Source organism: Chryseobacterium taichungense, assembly GCF_900109935.1.
Taxonomy (GTDB): domain Bacteria; phylum Bacteroidota; class Bacteroidia; order Flavobacteriales; family Weeksellaceae; genus Chryseobacterium; species Chryseobacterium taichungense.
This window is the reverse complement of record NZ_FOBV01000005.1, coordinates 335,968-357,817: the sequence shown is the minus strand read 5'-3', so window position 1 is coordinate 357,817 and position 21,850 is coordinate 335,968. Positions and strand designations below refer to the sequence as shown.

The 21,850-nt window shown below is 36.9% G+C and carries 24 protein-coding genes; 16 read left to right on the top strand and 8 right to left on the bottom strand.

All coding sequences use genetic code 11. The features are described from left to right. Positions 1-1,470: 1,470 nt before the first annotated feature. The 4 genes from BMW64_RS13270 to BMW64_RS13255 are packed head-to-tail and all read left to right on the top strand — an operon-like array spanning position 1,471 to position 4,723. Positions 1,471-2,097, top strand: coding sequence for an NUDIX hydrolase (locus BMW64_RS13270; protein ID WP_090000433.1), 627 nt, complete (start codon positions 1,471-1,473; stop codon positions 2,095-2,097). A 27-nt stretch (positions 2,098-2,124) separates the two neighbouring features. Further along, positions 2,125-2,931, top strand: coding sequence for a lysophospholipid acyltransferase family protein (locus BMW64_RS13265; RefSeq protein WP_090000432.1), 807 nt, complete (start codon positions 2,125-2,127; stop codon positions 2,929-2,931). An 11-nt stretch (positions 2,932-2,942) separates the two neighbouring features. Continuing rightward, positions 2,943-3,380 carry a hypothetical protein gene (locus tag BMW64_RS13260; protein ID WP_090000431.1) on the top strand — a complete coding sequence of 146 codons (438 nt, stop codon included), beginning with the start codon at positions 2,943-2,945 and terminating at the stop codon, positions 3,378-3,380. 5 nt (positions 3,381-3,385) lie between these two features. After that, positions 3,386-4,723, top strand: a complete 1,338-nt coding sequence (locus tag BMW64_RS13255) for a UDP-N-acetylmuramate--L-alanine ligase (RefSeq protein ID WP_090000430.1) — start codon at positions 3,386-3,388, stop codon at positions 4,721-4,723. 49 nt (positions 4,724-4,772) lie between these two features. On the opposite strand, the gene BMW64_RS13250 is transcribed toward BMW64_RS13255, so the two are convergent. From BMW64_RS13250 to BMW64_RS13235, 4 genes are all read right to left on the bottom strand, one after another. Beyond that, on the bottom strand, positions 4,773-5,219 hold the full coding sequence (locus tag BMW64_RS13250) for a lipocalin family protein (protein WP_090000429.1): 447 nt from the start codon (positions 5,217-5,219) through the stop codon (positions 4,773-4,775). 104 nt (positions 5,220-5,323) lie between these two features. Next, positions 5,324-5,596, bottom strand: coding sequence for a RebB family R body protein (locus BMW64_RS13245; RefSeq protein WP_090000428.1), 273 nt, complete (start codon positions 5,594-5,596; stop codon positions 5,324-5,326). Between the two features lie 101 nt (positions 5,597-5,697). Continuing rightward, on the bottom strand, positions 5,698-6,573 hold the full coding sequence (locus BMW64_RS13240) for an aldo/keto reductase (RefSeq protein ID WP_090000427.1): 876 nt from the start codon (positions 6,571-6,573) through the stop codon (positions 5,698-5,700). Positions 6,574-6,602: 29 nt separating this feature from the next. Then, entirely contained in the window at positions 6,603-7,514 is a 912-nt protein-coding gene (locus tag BMW64_RS13235; protein WP_090000426.1) for a LysR family transcriptional regulator, read from the bottom strand. A gap of 219 nt (positions 7,515-7,733) precedes the next feature. On the opposite strand from BMW64_RS13235, the gene BMW64_RS13230 reads away from it, so the two are divergent. From BMW64_RS13230 to BMW64_RS13215, 4 genes are all read left to right on the top strand, one after another. Then, the gene (locus BMW64_RS13230) at positions 7,734-8,348 is read left to right on the top strand and encodes an NAD(P)H-dependent oxidoreductase (protein WP_090000425.1); all 615 of its coding nucleotides are present in this window, start codon (positions 7,734-7,736) and stop codon (positions 8,346-8,348) included. Positions 8,349-8,352: 4 nt separating this feature from the next. After that, positions 8,353-9,237 (top strand): NAD-dependent epimerase/dehydratase family protein, encoded by an 885-nt coding sequence (locus BMW64_RS13225; RefSeq protein WP_090000424.1) that lies wholly within the window; start codon positions 8,353-8,355, stop codon positions 9,235-9,237. Between the two features lie 2 nt (positions 9,238-9,239). Next, entirely contained in the window at positions 9,240-9,527 is a 288-nt protein-coding gene (locus BMW64_RS13220; protein ID WP_090000423.1) for a putative quinol monooxygenase, read from the top strand. 163 nt (positions 9,528-9,690) lie between these two features. Continuing rightward, positions 9,691-10,152: a PPC domain-containing DNA-binding protein gene (locus tag BMW64_RS13215; RefSeq protein ID WP_228400919.1), complete on the top strand. Its 462-nt coding sequence runs from the start codon at positions 9,691-9,693 to the stop codon at positions 10,150-10,152. Between the two features lie 49 nt (positions 10,153-10,201). Here the strand turns inward: BMW64_RS13215 and BMW64_RS13210 are convergent, their stop codons facing one another. Both BMW64_RS13210 and BMW64_RS13205 read right to left on the bottom strand, forming a co-directional pair. Beyond that, entirely contained in the window at positions 10,202-10,645 is a 444-nt protein-coding gene (locus tag BMW64_RS13210) for a carboxymuconolactone decarboxylase family protein (RefSeq protein WP_090000421.1), read from the bottom strand. Between the two features lie 65 nt (positions 10,646-10,710). After that, positions 10,711-11,283, bottom strand: coding sequence for a Crp/Fnr family transcriptional regulator (locus BMW64_RS13205; protein ID WP_090000420.1), 573 nt, complete (start codon positions 11,281-11,283; stop codon positions 10,711-10,713). A gap of 65 nt (positions 11,284-11,348) precedes the next feature. On the opposite strand from BMW64_RS13205, the gene BMW64_RS13200 reads away from it, so the two are divergent. After that, on the top strand, positions 11,349-11,714 hold the full coding sequence (locus BMW64_RS13200; protein WP_090000419.1) for a DUF1304 domain-containing protein: 366 nt from the start codon (positions 11,349-11,351) through the stop codon (positions 11,712-11,714). Positions 11,715-11,857: 143 nt separating this feature from the next. Here BMW64_RS13200 and BMW64_RS13195 read toward each other — a convergent pair whose 3' ends face one another. Together BMW64_RS13195 and BMW64_RS13190 are read right to left on the bottom strand one after the other, a co-directional pair. After that, a complete protein-coding gene (locus BMW64_RS13195) occupies positions 11,858-12,325 on the bottom strand; it encodes a thioredoxin family protein (protein WP_090000418.1) in 468 nt (155 codons plus the stop codon). 203 nt (positions 12,326-12,528) lie between these two features. Then, positions 12,529-14,601: a TonB-dependent receptor plug domain-containing protein gene (locus BMW64_RS13190; protein WP_090000417.1), complete on the bottom strand. Its 2,073-nt coding sequence runs from the start codon at positions 14,599-14,601 to the stop codon at positions 12,529-12,531. A gap of 121 nt (positions 14,602-14,722) precedes the next feature. On the opposite strand from BMW64_RS13190, the gene BMW64_RS13185 reads away from it, so the two are divergent. From BMW64_RS13185 to BMW64_RS13155, 7 genes are all read left to right on the top strand, one after another. Continuing rightward, on the top strand, positions 14,723-15,910 hold the full coding sequence (locus BMW64_RS13185; protein WP_090000416.1) for a homogentisate 1,2-dioxygenase: 1,188 nt from the start codon (positions 14,723-14,725) through the stop codon (positions 15,908-15,910). Positions 15,911-16,067: 157 nt separating this feature from the next. Beyond that, positions 16,068-17,342, top strand: a complete 1,275-nt coding sequence (locus BMW64_RS13180; protein ID WP_090000415.1) for an acetyl-CoA hydrolase/transferase family protein — start codon at positions 16,068-16,070, stop codon at positions 17,340-17,342. Between the two features lie 114 nt (positions 17,343-17,456). After that, on the top strand, positions 17,457-18,587 hold the full coding sequence (hppD, locus tag BMW64_RS13175; RefSeq protein ID WP_090000414.1) for a 4-hydroxyphenylpyruvate dioxygenase: 1,131 nt from the start codon (positions 17,457-17,459) through the stop codon (positions 18,585-18,587). 69 nt (positions 18,588-18,656) lie between these two features. Further along, positions 18,657-19,133, top strand: a complete 477-nt coding sequence (locus BMW64_RS13170; protein WP_090000413.1) for a hypothetical protein — start codon at positions 18,657-18,659, stop codon at positions 19,131-19,133. A 120-nt stretch (positions 19,134-19,253) separates the two neighbouring features. Beyond that, the gene (gene fahA / locus BMW64_RS13165; protein ID WP_090000412.1) at positions 19,254-20,501 is read left to right on the top strand and encodes a fumarylacetoacetase; all 1,248 of its coding nucleotides are present in this window, start codon (positions 19,254-19,256) and stop codon (positions 20,499-20,501) included. Positions 20,502-20,529: 28 nt separating this feature from the next. Next, the gene (locus BMW64_RS13160; protein WP_090000411.1) at positions 20,530-20,937 is read left to right on the top strand and encodes a GxxExxY protein; all 408 of its coding nucleotides are present in this window, start codon (positions 20,530-20,532) and stop codon (positions 20,935-20,937) included. A gap of 61 nt (positions 20,938-20,998) precedes the next feature. After that, on the top strand, positions 20,999-21,820 hold the full coding sequence (locus tag BMW64_RS13155) for a flavin reductase family protein (protein WP_090000410.1): 822 nt from the start codon (positions 20,999-21,001) through the stop codon (positions 21,818-21,820). The last annotated feature ends 30 nt before the right edge of the window (positions 21,821-21,850 follow it).

The window sequence follows — 21,850 nt, the reverse complement described above, 5'->3', positions numbered from 1 at the left end:
CTTTCTGTCAGTGTTGCTTCGTATTTGCGAGTGCAAAAATAATAACTTATTTCTTAATGACCAAATGTTTTTAAAAGAATTTTTAAAGTTTTTTTTCTTAACCTTAACTCTTTCCTAAACCTTCAATCTCCTACTCCTACGCTCCGTTTTACCGGACTGCAAAAATACAAATCTTTTTTAATTCCACAACTTTTTTTCTTAAAAAAAATTAATGTCAAAAACTGTTTTTTGTATCCTTTTTTAGAGTATTCTTTATTTATTACCGCTTATCTAAAAGCTCGTCTGCGCTACTTACTATCTCTCGTTTTCAGTGGGGCAAAGATAGAGCTTATTATAATTACAAAACAAGTAAACCATACATAAAGTTTAACAATCCGTTCATATTAATCCTTAAATCACTGAGACCTAGGGAGAATAATTTTAAACTAACGTTTGGTTGTTGAGGATTTAGGGTGTGAGCGGTAGTGGGAAGTTGTGTTGGAGGGCGTATTTATGGTTTTGTTTTAATTTAATCTCTCGAGGATTTGGCTGATGACGCAGATTCCGGATTTATAATATTCAGGTGCTTTTAATATCTGCAATCCTATTTTATTAAAGATATGTTGAAGGGTTTGGTCATAGGTTTGGGATGGTGACTGTTGAAAGAAAGCCCCATACTCTAGCCCGGATCGAAGCGGTTACCCCACAGCACGAAAAGGAACGCTTGGAGCGTAAAGGGTTGGAGAGCGTGTTTATCATTTTATTTTTAATTTAATCTCTCGCGGATTTGGCTGATGATGCAGATGCTGAATTTATAATATTCAGGTGCTTTTTATTTTGAGCGGCCCTCTTTATTAAATGTGTTGGAGAGTTTGGTCATAGGTTTGCAAGGTGACTGTTGAAAGAAAGCCCCATACCCTAGCCCGGATCGAAGCGGTTACCCCACAGCGGGGCTGGAGCGTTGGAGCGTAAAGGGTTGGAGAGCGTGTTTATCATTTTATTTTTAATTTAATCTCTCGCGGATTTGGCTGATGATGCAGATGCTGAATTTATAATATTCAGGTGCTTTTTATTTTGAGCGGCCCTCTTTATTAAATGTGTTGGAGAGTTTGGTCATAGGTTTGCAAGGTGACTGTTGAAAGAAAGCCCCATACCCTAGCCCGGATCGAAGCGGTTACCCCACAGCGGGGCTGGAGCGTTGGAGCGTAAAGGGTGTGGTGCTGGAGCACATCGGTAAAGGTCGGCGCGAGGAGTATGAGCGGAGCTCTGAAAAATAGGCGAGTTGGAGAGTACGAGAGTAAAAGGGTTGGAGGGTTGGAAAGTCCGAAGTGTTGAGAGTGGATGAGTTTTAGGAAGAGGAATGATGGCCTTATATTGAGATATGAATCTATAATATATAATAGGTACCATATTATTTATGATGTTTATGTCGATCATTATTAAAACTGTCGTATTGCTTCCTTTCTTAAAAATATATTATTAAATTTGGATATGAGTTTTGGAAAAGATTTGCTACGGAAAATAAAAAGTACTGCATTGCCGGGAGAGAACGCTCATGGAGTCTTCTCACCGCCCTACCGTCCTGTGTTTACTTATGACGAAGTTTTAACAAAAAATCCTAAGTTTGCGGCTGTCAATATTATTCTTTATCTTAAAAATGATGAGTGGCACTTTCCTTTGATTCAAAGAACCATCAATGAACACGACAGACACAGCGGACAAATCTCGCTGCCGGGCGGAAAGCGTGAAGAAACAGATAAGGACTTTGCCGAAACGGCTATCCGTGAAACTTCTGAAGAAATCGGGATTGAAAAGCATTATGTGAGAATTATAAGGGAAATGTCTCCTATTTATATTCCACCAAGTAATTTTTATGTGTATCCTTATATATCTTATACCCGGAAAAATCCTGAGTTTATTTTACAGCAGACTGAGGCTGTTGAAGTAATCGAATTTCCGATCACGAGTTTCTTAAGTCTTCCGGACCAGCCCGAGATCATGGCCCTGCCGACAGCAGGAGGAAATGAAGTGCCTGTTATAAATTTCAACGGATATATTATCTGGGGCGCAACAGCGATGATATTAAGCGAATTCAGCCAGTTGCTGAAAAAAATGTAACTTTGCACCACTGTGTTTAATTGAAAGATGGCGAAGAAAAATATTTTCACCGATGCGTTCGGAACTCCTTATTTTTTAAAAAGGATCATTATTTTCATATTGGGAATCGTATCGTACAGAAGATTCAATGGATTTAATAAATTAAAAATTACAGGTACCGAAAATCTTGTGGATCTTCCGGATTCCAATGTGTTGTTTGTATCTAACCATCAAACCTATTTTGCTGATGTCGCTGCGATGTATCATGCGTTCTGCTCTGTGAATAACGGATATCTTAATACGATAAAAAATCCGATTTATTTGCTGAATCCCAAAATAGACTTTTATTACGTTGCTGCAGAAGAAACGATGAATAAAGGAATTCTCCCTAAAATATTTAAAATCGCCGGCGCTGTAACGGTAAAAAGAACATGGCGGGCTGAAGGCAAAAACGTGAACAGAATGGTTGACATGAGTGAAGTGGATAACATCATGAAAGCTCTGGATAACGGCTGGGTCGCCACTTTTCCGCAGGGAACAACTTCTGCTTTTGCGCAGGGACGAAGAGGAACGGCAAAACTGGTCAAGAATCAGCGTCCTATTGTAATTCCTATAAAAATAAATGGTTTCCGCAGGGCTTTTGATAAAAAAGGACTTCGTGTGAAAGTAACAGGAGTAAAGCCGACCATGGAATTTAAACCCCCACTCGATATTGATTATGATAAAGAGAACGCTCAGGAAATTTTACATAAAATCATGACTGCTATTGAACAGACTGAGGATTTTAATGTGCTACACCAGTATGATCAGGAATTAAAAGCTAAAAAAACGGAACAAAAGGATTCAGATCATTAAAGTAAAAAATTATGAAAAGAATATTAGAAATCTTATTCGCCATCATCGTATTAGTATCGTGCAACAGTCAAAAAATGTATTCGGATTTCGACATCAGCTATTCCAAAAGCGGAGGGTTTGCGCCGATTTATGAAAACCTTTTGATTAAAGGCAATAATGCCCATTATTCTTTTGAAGGCCAGGGTAAAAAAATAAAGCAGAATTTTAAAATTTCTAATGAAGATTTACAAAAACTGGACAATATCCTTTCAAAAAACAATTTCAGGAGAATTGAGGAAGATCATAAGAAAATCTATGACTTTGTATCAACTTCCATCAATATAAAAAAAGGCCATCATTCAGGCAGTAAGACCGATGCCAGTGCAATAATGCCTAATTATAAAACCAACTGGACAAACATTACAACGGCATTCCAGGAGATCATTAATACTAATGTAAAAAAACAGTAATACAATTGAAGACCCATTTCATCGCTATCGGCGGAAGTGCTATGCACAATCTTGCCATTGCATTAAAGGATAAAGGATATCAGGTTACAGGTTCGGACGATGCTATTTTTGAGCCATCAAGATCCAGACTTGAAAAGAAAGGAATTCTCCCTGAAACGCTTGGCTGGTTTCCTGAAAAAATCACTTCTGACCTGGACGCTGTCATTCTCGGCATGCATGCTCATCAGGATAATCCTGAATTGGCAAAAGCTAAAGAATTAGGTTTAAGAATATACTCTTATCCTGAATTTTTATACGAGCAGTCTAAAAATAAAACCAGAGTTGTGATCGCCGGTTCCCACGGAAAGACAACAATTACCTCTATGATCCTTCATGTCCTGAATTTTCATCAGAAAGATGTGGATTACATGGTGGGCGCTCAGCTTGAAGGTTTTGACTGTATGGTAAAGTTGACCCGCGATAATGATTTTATGGTACTGGAAGGAGATGAATATCTTTCTTCACCGATTGATCTTCGATCAAAATTTTTGCTCTATCAACCGAATATTGCTTTACTGAGCGGGATTGCGTGGGACCACATCAACGTTTTTAAAACTTTTGATGATTATGTGGACCAGTTTAGGAAGTTTGTAGCAAGCATTACGCCCGGCGGAATTCTGGTCTACAACGAAGAAGATCCTGAGGTGGTAAAAGTAGTGGAAAATGCTGAAAACTATTTCAGAAAAATTCCATATAAAACTCCCGAGTATGAAATCGTAAACGGAAAAGTTCATCTAAAAACAGAAATGGGTGATATTCCACTTTCGGTTTTTGGAGCTCATAATTTATTGAATCTTGAAGGGGCAAGACACATCTGCCAGCACCTTGGAATCATGGATGAAGATTTTTATGAAGCAATTATGAGTTTTAAAGGGGCTTCAAAACGCCTTGAAAAAGTAGAAAGGGATGATAAAGGAACACTTTATAAAGATTTTGCCCACGCGCCAAGTAAAGTAAAGGCTGCAGTAAAAGCTTTTAAAGAGCAGTTTAAAAACGAAAAGAAATACGGTTTTCTGGAACTGCACACTTACTCCAGCCTTAATCCCATTTTTTTAGAGCAATACGATCACGCCATGGATGGACTTGATGAAGCAGTGGTTTTCTATTCGGAAGATGCTTTAAAGATCAAGAGAATGGAGCCGATCTCTCCAGATCTAATCAAAGAAAAGTTTAAAAATGAAAACTTAAAAGTCTTTACCAATGCCGAAGATCTTCACGAATACTGGAATACGCTGGATAAATCCCAGGGAGTATACCTAATGATGAGTTCGGGTAATTTCGGAGGACTTGATCTTACAAAATAAACGATTGAATATAAAATAAACTCCTTTCAAACCGAAAGGAGTTTTTGTTTTAATTGATTCTTTTATAAAAACGTCTTAGTACATCTTTGGTACCATCCCCATCAAAATCCTGAGTGCGGTCTTCCATAACCATGTCGGTTTGATTAAGCTGAGTCACGAAATACGGATAATTTTCTTCATTTTCAAACCAGAATTTACCATTTCCTTTATCAAATATATATTTCTTTGTTACAGCATCGGTTTTTTCGCAGGTATTGTTGATCTGGGCATAAGAAATCGAAATAAGATGGGTAGCAGTAAATTCATGTGTGCTCATTTTCTGGCAATCCGTTGAGAAAGAGGTTTGGGTCTGCTGATTTAAGGACCGATAAATCTCGGCTTTTTCCACATACCATTTTCCTACAATTGAAGCTTTATTGCTGAAATCTTGTTCTTCGTCATTGCTGCTACAGGAAATAAGAGAAAACAGGAGAAATGATAAGAATATTTTGTTCATGATTTTTTGTAATACCTTAAGACAGCAAAAATACTATTAATTTATGCTGTTTTTATCTGTTTCAGGTGAAATTTCTCAGCCTTCTCCATCGGCTCTAAACTTTTTTAATGATCATTTCCATTTAATATTTTTGAAGCAGCAATTGCATCCGAAACAGTATCAAGACTATAAATCTGCATGACACCCTGATTAGCCGCCGCCTGTGCAAGAATATTCTGCTGATTTTGAGCATTAACGGCTTTTTGAAATAGAAGTCCCGTAGAATGGGCAGCAGTTTGATAAATGTTTCCCATTGCCATCGCAGGAGATTCTCCCACCACTTTTACATTTGTCTGTGTGACAGAATCTGTAATCTGTTCATTTACTTTTGTTTCCATAATTTTAGTTATTAAGTTTAAAGTAAAGTTAAATGATATTTTTTAATAAAAAAGAAGCAATAAATATTTATCACTTCTTTTTATTAAATTCTCGATTTAAATTAAATATCCGCAACAGCATTCAACATTTTATGTTCCCACTCAGGATCTTTAGGATCAAAAAATAATCTTTTCCCGGTATCTAAAGAACGTACTACATTCATCTCGTCTTCTGTCAATTCAAAATCAAAAACATTGAAATTTTCTTCAATCCTTGATGGAGTCACCGATTTCGGAATCACGCAGAATCCTTCCTGAAGGTGCCATCTCAAAATGACCTGAGCTACTGTCTTTCCGTATTTCTCACCAATAGCTTTTAACTGTTCGTTCTCTAATAAGCCTGCATTTCCGTTTCCAAGCGGGCTCCATGGCTGAGTTATGATGTTGTTTTCTTTATTGTACACCTGAAGTTCTTTTTGCTGAAAAATCGGATGCAACTCAATCTGGTTAATCACCGGAAGAACATTAGCATGAGCTTTTAATTCTTCTAATTTCTCCACTGGAAAGTTGCAGACTCCGATTGCTTTGATCCTTCCTTCCTGATAAAGTTCCTCCATGGCTTTCCACGCTCCTAAGAAATCGGCATAGGGCCAGTGAATAAGATACATGTCTAAATAATCCAGCTGCAATCTGTCCAATGTTCTCTGAAAAGCACTTTTTGCCTTTTCATAGGAAGTATCCTGAACCCACAGCTTTGAGGTTACAAACAGCTGCTCGCGGTCTATTCCACTATTTTTAATGGCATTTCCAACGGCAGTTTCATTCTGATAAATGGAAGCCGTATCAATCATTCGGTATCCTGTTTCTATAGCTTTGAGAACAGCATTTTCGCACTCCTTCAGATCGTCCATCTGCCATACTCCGAAACCTAATGCCGGAATATCAACACCATTATTCAATGTGATTACAGGCTGTCCTGCGTATGTTTTCTTTTCCATAATAATTTATTTATATATTTTTAAATTTATTAAACATTAATTTCCTTTCCCATCATTTGTCTGAACAATCCTTTAATATGATCAATCTCTTTCTGATAATTTGTTTTTTTTCTACAACCGAAATAAAGTGTATTCTTCAGAGGTTTCTGGCCTTCCCAGATCAACTGTATTTCGCCATCTTCAATTTCTTTTTTACAGAGAAAATCAGGAACGACTGCTAATCCGGAACCACCTTTTAAACAACGTACGATAGAATTGAGATTCGGAACAATATAATTCGGACGGAAATTCGGCTTATGACCGAAATTCAGGATCCAAAATTGAAAAAGATGCTCCATATCTCCGGCTGTACCGTACCATTTTTCATTTTTCAGCCATTCTTCTGCATGTTCGATGCCTTTATCATTTAAAACATATTCAAATTCAGCGATATTAACATCTTTTCCGCCTACGAGAATGAGTTGTTCCGAAGAGAATGCTTCATGTTCGATATTTGGAGACACTCCTTTTTTCGGAGTAATGATTAAATCTAAAATTCCTTTGTCCAGCTGATCGAGCATTTCCCGATATTCTCCAAAACTGATGATAAGATTGAACGGCAAACTTGAAACATATTGCTCCAATGTTGTCTGAAAAGTCTCAAAACACATGCCGACACTGATCGTGGGCGTAAGCTTCTCCGTGGATTTCTGAAAGTTTTTTTCTACTTCTTCCAGTTTTGACAACGGTTCCGAAATAGCGTTAAACAAAACTTTCCCTCTTTCTGTAGGAATCATTCTTCTTCCGGTTCTGTCAAACAGCTTATATCCAACATACGCTTCCAGCGAACTGAGATGAAGACTCACACCGGGTTGGGAAATAAATAAGGTATCCGCTGCTTCTGTAAGGGTTCCTGATTTATAGATTGCCTTAAAAGTTCTGTACCATTCTAAATTAACCATAGGTATTACTTTTATGATGCAAATTTATTCAAATAATCACAATTATAATATTTTCATCATCAATAAGAGTGATAAAGCAAGTCTATACTTGATATAATTTACTGAAATACAATCAAATACAATAAGTATTATTTAAATGATATTTAGTTATGATTTTTATTATTTTATTTATAGCAAACCACACAATACCTTTGTACCCATAAAATTATTTATACAAAAATGAAAAAAGTACTAATTATTAACGGCGGACAAAATTTCGGTCATTCCGGAGGAAAATACAATGCAACTATAGCAGAAAATACATTGGATGTTTTACGAACATTTGAAAATGTGGATGTGAAAATCACAAACGTGAATGAAGGATATGACAAAAATGAAGAAGTTGCAAAGTTTGTTTGGGCAGATTATATCATTTATCATACACCGATCTGGTGGTTTCAGCTGCCGAACGGATTAAAGAAATATATTGATGAAGTCTTTACAGCAGGTCACGCCAAAGGAATTTACATGAGTGACGGGAGAACGTCTGACAATCCGGAAATCAATTACGGGACCGGAGGAATGCTGGAAGGAAGAAAATATATGGTTACCACCAGCTGGAACGCTCCTGAAACAGCATTTACACTTCCGGGAGAATTTTTCAATGAAACAAGTGTTGATGACGGACCATTGTTCGGTTTTCACAGGATGAATGCTTTTGTTTCGTTGAAAAAAATGGAAAGTTTTCATTTCCATGATGTAGAAAAGAATGCGAATGTTGAACGGGATATGAAATTGTACAGAGAACATCTTGTTAAAGTTTTTGAAAAAGAACTGCAAACGCAATTAATCTAATCTTATGAAAAGAATATTAATTACAGGAATTACCGGATATATCGGTGGAACTGTAGCCAAAAAATTACTTGATAAAAACTATCAGGTAATCGGATTGATTCGAAATGATGCGCAAGCTAAGGAACTACAAGCAGCAGGAATTGAAACGATCGTAGGAAATATTCATGATGAAACTGTTCTTCGGAATGCTATTTCTAATGCAGATGCGATTATTCATAATGCAGATTCTGCAGATGATGCTTATACAGCAGACAGTATTATAAATGCCCTTGAAGGAAGCGGAAAAACATTTATTTTCACTTCAGGATCAGCAATTTTCGGAGGAAAAGAAAATGGGGAGAAAAGCGATTTTGTTTTTACGGAAGATATTCCCTTACAACCGAGACTGGAAATGGCTTCCCGGGTACTTATTAATCAACATATTCTTCTGGCTGCTAAAAAAGATATAAGAAGCATCGTTATTGTTCCTACAATGGTGTATGGAGAAGGTCTGGGAATAAAGAAGAACAGCATACAGCTTCCTGCCTTGATCAATCTTTCCAAAGAAAAAGGATTTGGAGTTTACTTTGGAAAAGGAGAAAATATATGGTCAAACATTCATATTGAAGATCTTGCCGACTTGTATGTACTTGCGCTGGAAAAAGCAAAAGCCGGATCTTTATATTATGCTGAAAACGGTTCATCAACCATAAAAAATCTGGCAGAAAAAATAAGTGAACGGTATAAGCTTCAGGCTGCGCAGTCAGTAACAGTGCAGGAAGCCGTAAATACGTTTGGTCCTGCCGGAGGATATTTCGGGTTTGCATCCAATAGTTTGTGCAATGCCGATAAAGCAAGAACGGAACTGAACTGGAAACCTCAACATTATTCAATCGAAAATTTTATTTAACTATGAAAATTTATCTGACAGCCGTCATTAAAGCAAAAGAAGAATACAGAACAGAGGTTTTGGAGGTTCTTCAGAATATGGTGAAAGAAACCGTGAAAGAAGAAGCCAACGAATTGTACAGGCTTCATCAAAGCATTGAAGATAAAAATCAATTTGTTTTCTACGAGATCTGGGAAAGCGAAGAAGGTTTGGAACAGCATAATAAACAACCTTATATTCAGGCGTTCGGAGCTTTGGTTGAAGAAAAACTTCAGGAAAAGCCACAGATTTATTTAACTGAAATTATTTAGTGAAAATAGTACAGGAAAGTAGACAATTATTTTATTTACTTTAATTAAAAGCATATAATTTTCTCAACATTTCCTGTTTGGTGTGGAAGTTTCATGGTTTTACTAAATATAATTGATTATGGATAGTTTTAAAAATTTTATCTTTTTATTAATGATTATAACAATGAATACAATTTCCGCACAGCAAAAAGATCCGTGCAGGTATATCAAGACACCGTCCGGCTACCTGATGGTACTCAGACAGGGCGACGACGTGCTTGCTCATATTGAAGACCTTGCAAAAAACGAAAATATTCCTTCGGCAAGTTTCACAGGAATAGGTTTTGCTTCAGAAGTTACATTTGGATTTTACGATTTTGAAGCAAAGAAATTTGATCCCAAAACATTCAAAAAAGTAGAAGTGGGGAGCTTAACCGGGTCTGTTGCCTGGAACGAAAAAGGCCCGTCGATCCACGTACATGGTGTTGCAACTGATGACAAATTTAATGCTTACGGAGGACATATTTTGTCGCTTCATGTAGGAACCGGCTCTATGGAAATTTATATCAATGTTAATGACAAAAAATTAGAGCGGAAAGTCGAACAGCCTTTAAATGCAAACGTTCTTCAGCTCAAATGTCCTTAAATAATCAGAGCTTTTCGATGATGAAAAGCTCTTGTTTATTTACACCTTATTAATTAGCGATAGGCATATGCGTAGAAATGGCGATTCTGTTCCACATATTAATTACGACAGCAGCCATGATGATATCTGCCAGCTGATTTTCATTAAAGAGTACTTTTGCCTTTTGATAAGTTTCTTCCGAAAGTCCTTTATTACTAATCAGCGTAACTTCTTCCGTAATTTGTAGAATAATCTGCTCTTCTTCGGTGAACAATTCTTTAGCATCTCTCCACGCATTCAGGAGGAAAATTCTCTGTGGCGTTTCACCATATTTTAATGCATCTTTGGTATGCATATTCAGGCAAAAAGCGCATGCATTGATCTGGGAAGCCCTGATTTTAACTAATTCTTTTTGAATTGGCGTTAAAAAACTGTTTTTAAGGGATTCTTCCATTCCTATTCCTGCTTTGTAAGCAGCTGGGTGAACTGTTGTCCAATCGAATCTTGCGTTCATAATATTTTGTTTTAAATTTCTGAGACAAAGTTCCGATTTATAGATCCTAAAAATCTTAAACTGGTTTAAGAACGTAATTTCGCCCTGATTTCGCTTAAATATTCCGGGGTAAACCCTAAAAATGAAGCAATTAAATATTGCGGAATTCTCTGGATAAACCAAGGGTACTGTGTACTGAAATGTACGTATAACTCTTCTCTCGAAAATTCATAAAGATATCGTATCCTCCTCTCCGCCGCAGCATAAGCGCGTTGATAGACTTTTCTGAAGTATCTTTCCATCAACGGATGTTTTTTCAACAATTCTTCCTGAGATTGAAGGTCAATTTTTAAAATAACGGATTTTTCCACCGTCTGAATAAAGAAATTAGATTTTATCTGTCTTTCATAGGCGAATGTATCGGTGATCCACCAGTTTTCTATGGCAAATTCTGTTGTTTGCTCAACACCTTTTTCATTGATAAAAAATTTTCTCAGACAGCCTTTTACAACGAAAAAAAACGACCTGCAAATTTCTCCCTCTAGCATCAGATTCTGCTTTTTCTTAACTTCCAACACCTGAAAATAGGAAATGATGGAAGCAAATTCTTCAGCATCAATAGTGATAAATTTATCCAAATGTTGTTTAAAACTTTCCATTTATAAAATTGTATGATCAAACTTAACTTTATTTTTTTAGTTTTACAAAGACAAAACAATATATCATGGAGATCGTAGCCAAAATTTTAATTGCAGCAGTAGCCATCGAACATCTTTACATTCTCTGGATGGAAATGTTTGCCTGGGAAACCAAAGGCAAGGAAGTTTTCAAGGCAGCTTTACCCGCAGAAATGTTTAAACCGACAAAAGGATTGGCAGCCAACCAGGGACTGTATAATGGATTTTTAGCCGCAGGACTGATCTGGTCTTTTCTTATCGAAGATCCGAAATGGCAAACCAATATTGCCTTGTTTTTCCTTGGATGTGTGGCGGTAGCTGGAATTTACGGAGCCATTTCTGCGACGAAAAAGATATTTTTTGTTCAGGCTTTACCCGCGATTTTAGCGATTGTTGCAGTGCTTTTGAAATAATTGAGGAGCTTTTTCCTGCTTTCGCTACTCGCTTTTTCTATTTTCGGCGGCGGCCTTGCCGCCGCCGAAAATAGAAAAGAGCTCAAACATACCGCTCAATCAGGGCTAAATAAAATCTATCAAATCCGCTAGATCTCATTAAACTAAAAATCAAAAAGCTCACCAAGCTTTTTCTTCATCTTTTCAGCCCGAAACAACCCCTCATGATAGTCAACCAAATTTCCATTTTTATCTATAATAATCCATAACGGATAAACAGGCTGTTTTTTATTCTTTGATAAAGCCAAAACCAGTTCATGAATCCCGGAACTTCCGTTGGATACATAATTAAATTCCTCTCCCTGAAAACGGATTTTCTCTTTCGTTTTTTCCGCATCAAAATTGACGAAGTAAAAATTTTCATTGATCAATTTTACCAGATCTTTGTCTTTATTCAATTCAAAAGATTCAATCTTACAAACCGGGCACCAGCTTGTATAGATATGAATAATAATAGGCTTTGAGTTTTCCTTCTGAAGAATTTCTAAATCCGCAAAAGTGACTGTCTTTATCTGTGAGAAACAAAAAAAGGGCATACACATTAGAAATAGAAATCGTATTATAATCTTCATTTTACTGTATTTATCTTATTGCCTTAGATTTACGCAAAGTTCTAATTGTATCGTATTTTATTAACGTAAGCAAAGTCTGATCAACAAGTTGATTTGATGAAGCTAACGATTCAAGCTTTGCATGACAATTTATTTACGTTGCTTCTAAAAAATTATTATTAAAAAATAAATTCTTTGCGTCAAAATCTTTGATTACTTAGTCTTTATTTTAAAATGTATCTTATTCCCAAAAAACCTCTGATTTTCTGCATCGGAGCGTATCCGTACGTTGTATCAAAAGTGTAGTGATAAGGATTGCCAACAGGATCATTCAAATATTTATCAAAAGGATCAAACGGTCTCATCAAAGGATCTTTCGGGGTAAAATTGAATACATTTTTGATTCCGCCATACACCTCAAATCCTGATTTAAAAGCCTTCGAAACCTGAATATTGGCCAAAGTGTAAAACGGTGAATATTCCGGGCGGTAATCATCCGGTAAAACCGGAAGTCGCATTGGTCCATAGAATTGTCCTGTAAAGTCAATCGTCAAATTATTTGGAAATTTATAACTTAAATTATACGTCCCACTCCATTTCGGGGCGTGAAGCTGTTGCGACTTCTGCCTTTCATCATCAAACTTCTGATAAACATCAAGATAAGTCACACCCAAACCGACATTTAACGGAAAACTGAAATTGTAATCAACATTTAAAGATAAACCTCTGGAAATACCGTAACCATGAAGATTATCATAAATAATTTTTTCAGGATCTGTATCAAAATCACCGACAATTTTATTACTGAAATACGTATAAAATGCAGACGCATCAAGATTGATCAGATTTTTCCCTGCAGGAATTTTCCAGATGTAATTCAGGTTTCCATTGATTGATTTCTCAGGTTTTAAATTTGTCCGAATAACGACCTCACGTGAGCCCGTCAATGCTGCATGATCTTCCGTAAAAAGATTGACGACCCTAAAACCCGTCCCAAAATTGAATCTGAGCGTATGATAAGGATTCGGAGCAAATTTCCATGCAAAACGCGGAGAATGGATCTCGTGATGAATTTTATCATAATCAAACCTATACCCGACCAGTACTGTATTTTTCTCGTCAATTTCCCATTGATCCTGAATAAATGCTCCTAAAATCGGAGATCTCATTGGCGAATTTGATAACCCATCAGTTGATAATGTTCCGGGAGTATTGTCATCATAAAAAGTCCGCTTGAAAGTAAAACCTGCAATAAGATCATGGTTTCCGAATTTTTTATTCCAATAAGTTTGGGTAAAAAGAACTTTTTGAGTCGCCGTGAAAGGATTGTCTCCATAAAATGAATTCTGATCATGAAAATTATAGGAAAACTGTGTAAAGATATTTTCTTTCAAAGGCCACTGATAAACACCAAAAGCTTCTACCCTGTTTGTATAAATGCTTTCACCATACACTTCATTACTTCCTCTGTACGACTTATTCCTCTGCATTTCTCCTCCGAAACGGTCTTCGTACAGATACCGTAATGCAAAGCTTGCCTGTCGATTTTCCTTACGCCTGAAATTCCATTTATTGAATACGGAAATTCTGTTCTGTAATGCTGCATCCGTAAAATTGTCATTATTTTCATCAAACTTCTTTTCAAAGCTGAAATAATTTAGGCTTAATAAAGAAGCGATATTTTTACCAACGTTAAATTTTGTTGACAAATCGAGATTATTCTCACTCCAGGTGGTTGTCATCACATCAATGCTCAATTTCGTTGCGGTCAGCGCATTTTTGGTGATAATGTTGATCACTCCACCCATCGCTTCAGAACCATAAATAGAAGAAGCCGGGCCTTTCACTACTTCAATTCTGTCTACCAGACTGTTCGGAATTCCGCTCAGTCCGTATACCGTGGAAAGTGAACTAACAATCGGCATTCCATCAATAAGGATCATTGTGTAAGGACCTTCAAGACCATTAATATGAATATCTCCCGTGTTGCAAACTGAGCAGTTCAGCTGCGGCTTTACTCCGTTGACCATTGAAATAGCTTCAAAAATGTTCGGTGTCGGGTTTTTCTGGAAAAATTTCTGACTGTATATTTCTACGGCGACAGGGCTTTTTGATCTGCTCACAGGCTTCAAAGTTCCTGTCATAACTACATCATCAATGTCTTTTGTCTTAATTTCCTTTTTACTTTTAATTGCAATTGAATCTATATTTTGGGAATCATTCATATTCAAACTGTCAGTTTTCTGAGGAAAACAAAACCCGGATAAAAAGACAATAAAAAGCAGTATTCGTTTCATGAAATAAATTTGTTAGACAAAGCTAACAATTATTTTTTAATCACAAAACTAATGCTGGAATATTGTTTAAATTCAATTCATGAAAAAGTATTACATTTGAAAAACTACATATAAAAGTAAAATGCGATATCATCAGTCGGGAAATATTCCCCAAAAAAGACATACGATTTTCAAATCTCCTGAAGATAAATTTTACTATGAACAACTTTTCGGAACGGAAGGTTTTCATGGAATTTCTTCATTATTATACCATATTCACCGTCCGACACAGATCAAATCAATCGGCGAAGCCAAAGATGTAACGCCTAAAATTGCCGTTGACAAAAATGTAACGCCAAGAATGTTTAAGGGAATGAATGTAACTCCTGAAGATGACTTTTTGGACAGCCGAAAGTTTCTGATGGTCAACAATGACCTGAAAATGGGACTTTCCAAACCCCGGAAATCAACGGATTATTTTTATAAAAATGCAGAATGCGACGAGCTTTTATTCGTACACAATGGAAGCGGAACACTTAAAACTTTTGTCGGTGACCTGGATTTTGTTGTTGGCGACTATTTAATCATTCCAAGAGGAACCATTTATCAGGTCGAACTAAAATCGGATGATACTGTTTTCTTCGTACTGGAAAGTCATTCCCCAATCTACACTCCGAAAAGATACAGAAATGAGTTTGGTCAGCTGCTAGAACATTCTCCGTTCTGCGAAAGAGATATTGTCGCTCCCACTTTTGTTGAGCCCAAGGATGAAAAGGGAGAGTTTTTAATTAAAGTAAAAAAGGAAAACCAGATTACCGATTTCATTTATGCAACGCATCCTTTCGACGTTGTTGGCTGGGATGGCTATTTTTATCCTTATAAATTTAATATCAAGAATTTTGAGCCAATTACGGGAAGAATCCACCAACCGCCACCGGTTCACCAGAATTTTGAAGGACACAATTTTGTGGTATGCTCGTTCTGCGCAAGAATGTATGACTATCATCCGATGGCCATCCCCGCACCGTATAACCACTCGAATATTGATTCTGATGAAGTTTTATTCTATACGGAAGGAGATTTCATGAGCCGTAATCACATTGATTTAATGGACTTTACCCTTCATCCGGGAGGAATTGTTCACGGACCGCATCCGGGAGCAATGGAAAGAAGTATCGGAAAAAAATTCACGGAAGAATATGCTGTAATGGTCGACCCTTTCCGTCCATTGAAAATAACGGAAGAAGCACTGAAAGTTGAAGATCCTTCCTATAAAACTTCATGGCTGGAAGAACAGGACAAAACCATGGAAGACCGCTCGCAAGAATAATTTTCAACTAAATATAAAAGAACCGAATCTGACAGATCCGGTTTTTTTTATTGATCATTTCAGCATCAAACATGATAAAAATCTTTGCATATTTGGTCTTAATAAAAACAATATAAACTATCTTTAAGTCAGAGAAAAAATATATAAAAATTTCAGTATGTATAATTATATCAGTGCAGAAGAAGCAATTTATACTATCAAAAGCGGAAACCGCGTTTTTTTTCATGGCAGTGCATGTACGCCCAATCATCTGATCGACGAGCTTGCAAGACAATCTCACCGCCTCGAAAATGTTGAAATGGTTTCCATTACGCAACAGGGAAATGTTGAAATTGCAAAACCTCAGTATAAAGATAAATTTTTCGTCAATTCATTATTTGTTTCTTCTCCTGTAAGAGATGCCGTAAATTCTGACAGAGGAGATTTTGTTCCTGTTTTTTTAAGCGAGATTCCTATTCTCTTCAGGAAAAATATTTTGCCTTTAGATGTAGCTTTAATAACAGTTTCACCTCCAGATAAACATGGTTTCTGTACCTTGGGAACTTCTGTAGATGTTGCGAGAGCTGCTGTAGATACCGCAAAAATCATTGTTGCCATCGTCAATCCTTTAATGCCGAGAACGCATGGAGACGGAATGATTCATATCAGCAAAATTAATAAACTGGTGTGGCATGAAGAAGAGCTTCCAACCGTTGACTACGGCGCAAAAGTAGGCCCTGAAGAAATGGAAGTCGGAAAAAATGTGGCGGAACTGATTGAAGACAGATCTACCTTGCAAATGGGTATCGGAACGATTCCTGATGCCGTGTTAAAATGCTTGGGAAATCATAAAGATCTGGGCGTACACACAGAAATGCTGAGTGACGGTGTTATTGATCTGATTCAAAATGATGTGATCAACAATAAATATAAAGGATACAACGACAATAAGACCATTACCAGCTTCTGCTTCGGCACACGAAGACTTTATGATTATGTAGATGATAATACCGTATTTTCTTTCGATGATGTAGGTACCGTAAACTTTCCTATTAATATTATGCGGAACAAAAAAATGGTAGCAATTAACTCAGCCATTGAAATCGATCTTACCGGACAGGTCTGTGCAGACTCCATCGGAACCATGCAATACAGCGGAATCGGCGGACAAATGGACTTTATGAGAGGAGCAGCACTAAGCGAAGACGGAAAACCGATCATTGCCATCACCTCAAGAACAAAAAAAGGAGTTTCCAGAATCGTACCTTACCTTAAGCCTGGAGCGGGAGTCGTGACAACAAGAGGACATATCCACTGGGTGGTTACGGAGTACGGCACCGCTTATCTGTATGGTAAAAATCTTCGTCAGCGGGCACAGGAACTGATCAGTATCGCTCATCCGGATGATAGGGAAATGCTGGAAAGAGCCGCTTATGAGAGATTTAAACATTAAATGATATTAATTTAAACGCTTTTATAGCTTACCTAACGTTTGTTTGTTAATATTTTTCGTATTTGGGAGAAATTCGTAATTTGCAAGCAATAATATAAAAGTAAAAATTAAAATATGTCAACACTTACATTTGCCGAAAAAATTGCTCAAGCAGAGAATTTCCTGCCGATTAACGGTACCGATTACATTGAGTTTTATGTAGGAAATGCAAAACAGGCTGCCCATTATTATAAGACCGCTTTCGGTTTTCAGTCTGTAGCGTATGCCGGTCCTGAAACCGGAGTGAGAGACCGTGCTTCATACGTTCTTCAGCAGGGAAAAATCAGATTGGTACTTACCACAGGATTAAAATCTGATTCACCGATTAATGAACATGTAAAAAAACATGGAGACGGAGTTAAGATTTTGGCACTTTGGGTTGATGATGCATACAAAGCTTTTGAAGAAACAACCAAAAGAGGTGGAAAGCCCTATCTGGAGCCGGTAACTTTAACTGATGAAAACGGTGAAGTAAGAATGTCCGGAATTTATACCTACGGGGAAACGGTACATATGTTCGTTGAAAGAAAAAATTATACAGGGTCTTTTCTACCAGGTTATGAAAAATGGGAAAGCGACTACAATCCTGAGGAAGCAGGCTTACTTTATGTAGACCACTGTGTGGGAAACGTGGACTGGAACAGAATGATCCCGACTGTAGAATGGTACGAAAAAGTAATGGGATTTGTAAACATCCTTTCTTTTGATGATAAGCAGATCAACACCGAATATTCGGCGCTGATGTCTAAAGTAATGTCAAACGGAAACGGTTATGCAAAATTCCCGATTAATGAGCCGGCAGAAGGTAAAAAGAAATCTCAGGTAGAAGAATATCTTGATTTCTACGAAGGCGAAGGGGTACAGCATATTGCCGTAGCGACAAAAGATATCATCCACACCGTAAGCGAGTTGAAGAAACGTGGTGTTGAATTCTTATCTGCTCCGCCAGAAGCTTATTACGATATGGTTCCGGAGAGAGTGGGACATATTGATGAAGATATTAGAAAACTTCAGGAGTTAGGCATCCTTATTGATCATGATGAAGAAGGGTATTTACTACAGATCTTTACAAAACCTGTGGAAGACCGCCCTACTCTTTTCTTTGAAATTATTGAAAGACACGGTGCACAAAGCTTTGGTGCCGGAAACTTCAAAGCTTTATTTGAAGCATTGGAAAGAGAGCAGGAAAGAAGAGGAAATCTTTAAATTTAATAATAATAGAAAGTTTTGTCAGGATGCACAATCCTGGCAAAACTTTTTTTTAAACACATCGTTATGAGGAAAACATTTTTGGGAATTTTATTTGTCGGAGCAGTATTCGGAGTAAAAGCGCAATATGGAACAATGGACCAGATTCTTACCAGACTGGAAGAGCGATCAGGAGTAAACCAAAACCTTGAATCTGTAAATATTGACAATAAGAAATTTGTTTTCATCAAAGATGAGGCAGACCACACAGAAAGGGATTTTATCGTCATTAAAGGAAACAAGGCTACTTACGTGGAAGTATTTGACGATAAACAAACAGGGCAAAGCAGTTCAAATGTATTCTCAGGAGATATTGTCAGAAAAAAGAATATGATTTCGTTGAGAGCCGATATGCTTGAGAATAAAAAAATTCCAGTCCCTCTTACCAAAAACTTACTTTTAACCAGACAGGACAATATTTTGTACCTGATTGATGTCAATACCAAAGCCAGATGGATTGACGAAGACGCTATCACGAAGGCTAAGGCTAAAGCTAAAAAGTAAATTTTTAGTTTAAATTAAAATCATAAATATTTTCACAATTTAACTGTCCAATATTATATGCTCATCCCATAGATATCGGCTGAATTGTGTTCACATCTTACAAAATTAAATACTAAAATTATGAAATCATTTGTAGAATATTCAGCAGATTCAGATTTTTCTATACATAATATCCCTTTCGGTGTAGCCGTTTTCAACAAAGAATATATCGGTTGTTGTACAAGAATCGGAGACCAGATTGTAGACCTTGCCACACTTTATGACTACGGTTATTTTGAAGAAATCGAAGGTCTTATTGATAATGTGTTTGAAGCGTATACTTTAAACGAATTTATCGAACTGGGAAAACCGGTAACCAATGCTGTCCGATTGAAAATCCAGGAGCTGTTACAGGAGGATTCTATACTTTCCAAAGATGAAAAGACTATTGAAGAAGCCTTTTATGATCTGGATAAAGTAAAAATGATGATGCCGGTACACATCCCGAATTACACAGATTTCTACAGCAGTATTGAACACGCTACCAACGTAGGAAAAATGTTCAGAGATCCTGCCAATGCTTTATTACCAAACTGGAAACATCTTCCTGTCGGCTACCATGGAAGAGCGTCATCGATCGTTGTTTCAGGAACGGAAATCAACCGTCCTAAAGGTCAGATGAAGCCTGCAGATGTAGAAAAACCTGTTTTCGGACCTTGTAAACAACTGGATTTTGAACTGGAAATGGCATTCATCATTAACAAAAATACAGAGATGGGCGAAAGTATTTCCACTAAAGATGCAGAAGATGCCATCTTCGGAATGGTTGTTTTTAATGACTGGTCTGCAAGAGATATCCAATCATGGGAATATGTACCGTTAGGGCCATTTCTCGCTAAAAACTTTGGGTCATCCGTTTCACCATGGGTCGTTACGCTGGAAGCATTAGAGCCGTTCAGAACAGCTTCACCGGCGCAAGATCCTGAAGTGTTGGAATATTTAAAATTCGAAGGGGATAAAAATTATGATATCAACCTCGAAGTTTACATTAAACCTGAAAATGGTGAACAAAACCTTATTTGTGAGAGCAATTACAAGCATATGTATTGGAATATGACCCAACAGCTCGCACATCATACGGTAAACGGATGTAATGTTGAAGTTGGGGATATGTACGCCAGCGGAACCATCTCGGGAAATGATCCTAAGTCTTTTGGCTCTATGCTCGAATTAACCTGGAGAGGCCAAAATCCTATTACCTTAAACAATGGTGAAGAAAGAAAATTCATTGATGACAACGATACCGTAACCATGAAAGCGTGGGCTGAAAAAGACGGAATTCGTGTTGGCTTCGGTGAAGTTTCAGGTAAAATTATTCCAGCAAAATAGTTTAACCACAAAAGTCACAAAAGCTTTAATGATTACACAAGCTTATTTAACCGATTTAACTTACAAGATTAATGGTGCCTGCATAGAAGTTCACAAAATTTTAGGAGCCGGATTATTGGAAAGTGTTTATCATAAATGTCTGGAAGAAGAGCTTAGATTACGAGAAATAAAATTTAAGTCAGAGTTTAAAATTCCTATTATTTATAAAGGTAAAGATCTTGAATGTGACTTCTTTTGTGATTTTTTAATTGAAGATTTAATTGTACTTGAATTAAAAGCAGTTTCAGAGCTGAAAGAAATTCACCGTGCACAAATTTTAAATTATATTAACTTAATGAAAAAACCCAAAGGGATATTGGTAAATTTTAATGTAAAAAATTTATATCATAATGGACATGAAACTTTTGTAAATAAACATTACGATATGCTTTTGTGATCTTGAAAAGATTTAAAATTATTTTCATAAAACTTTTGTGACTTTTGTGGTTGATAGAAAAATGAAAACACTCATCCCATCCGAAATAACTCCCGTCCAGCTGCAGACCGTAATGCAGACCGCGATTTCACCGAGGCCGATTGCATTGGCGTCAACGGTTGATAAAAATGGCAACAGCAATTTATCGCCGTTCAGTTTCTTTAATATGTTCAGCACGGTGCCGCCGATTTTGATTTTTTCACCGTCGAGAAGAGTACGCGACAATACGACAAAACATACCTTAGAAAACATCCTTGAGGTCCCTGAAGTTGTTATAGGAACTGTAAATTTCCCAATTGTACAGCAGATTTCATTAGCTTCTACGGAATATGGCGACGGCGTAAATGAATTCATCAAATCGGGACTGACTATGAAAGAAGCTGATCTGATTCAGCCTAAATTAATTGAAGAATGCCCTGTAAATTTTGAATGTAAAGTTTTAGAAGTAAAACCATTAGGTGATCAGGGCGGTGCAGGAAATCTAGTGATTTGTGAGGTTCAGAAAATTCATATCAGGGAAGAATACCTGAATGAAGAAGGAAATCTTGATCAGGCAAAACTCGATATGGTCGCCCGCCTTGGAAGCAACTGGTATTCAAGAAATAACGAAAACAATCTTTTTGAAGTTCCCAAACCGTTAGTAACCAAGGGCATCGGATTCGATCTTCTTCCTGATCAGATTAAATATAGCAAAGTATTTACAGGAAATGATCTGGGAATGTTGGCCAATATTGAAGTACTGCCTGAAGGAGATTTTTATGCCGACGAAATTGTTCATCAGAGCGCACAAAAATTGCTTCTTGAAAGCAAAATTGATGAAGCCTGGAGGATTTTAATTAAATAAAAGTAAAGGAGCGAAAAATTTCGCTCCTTT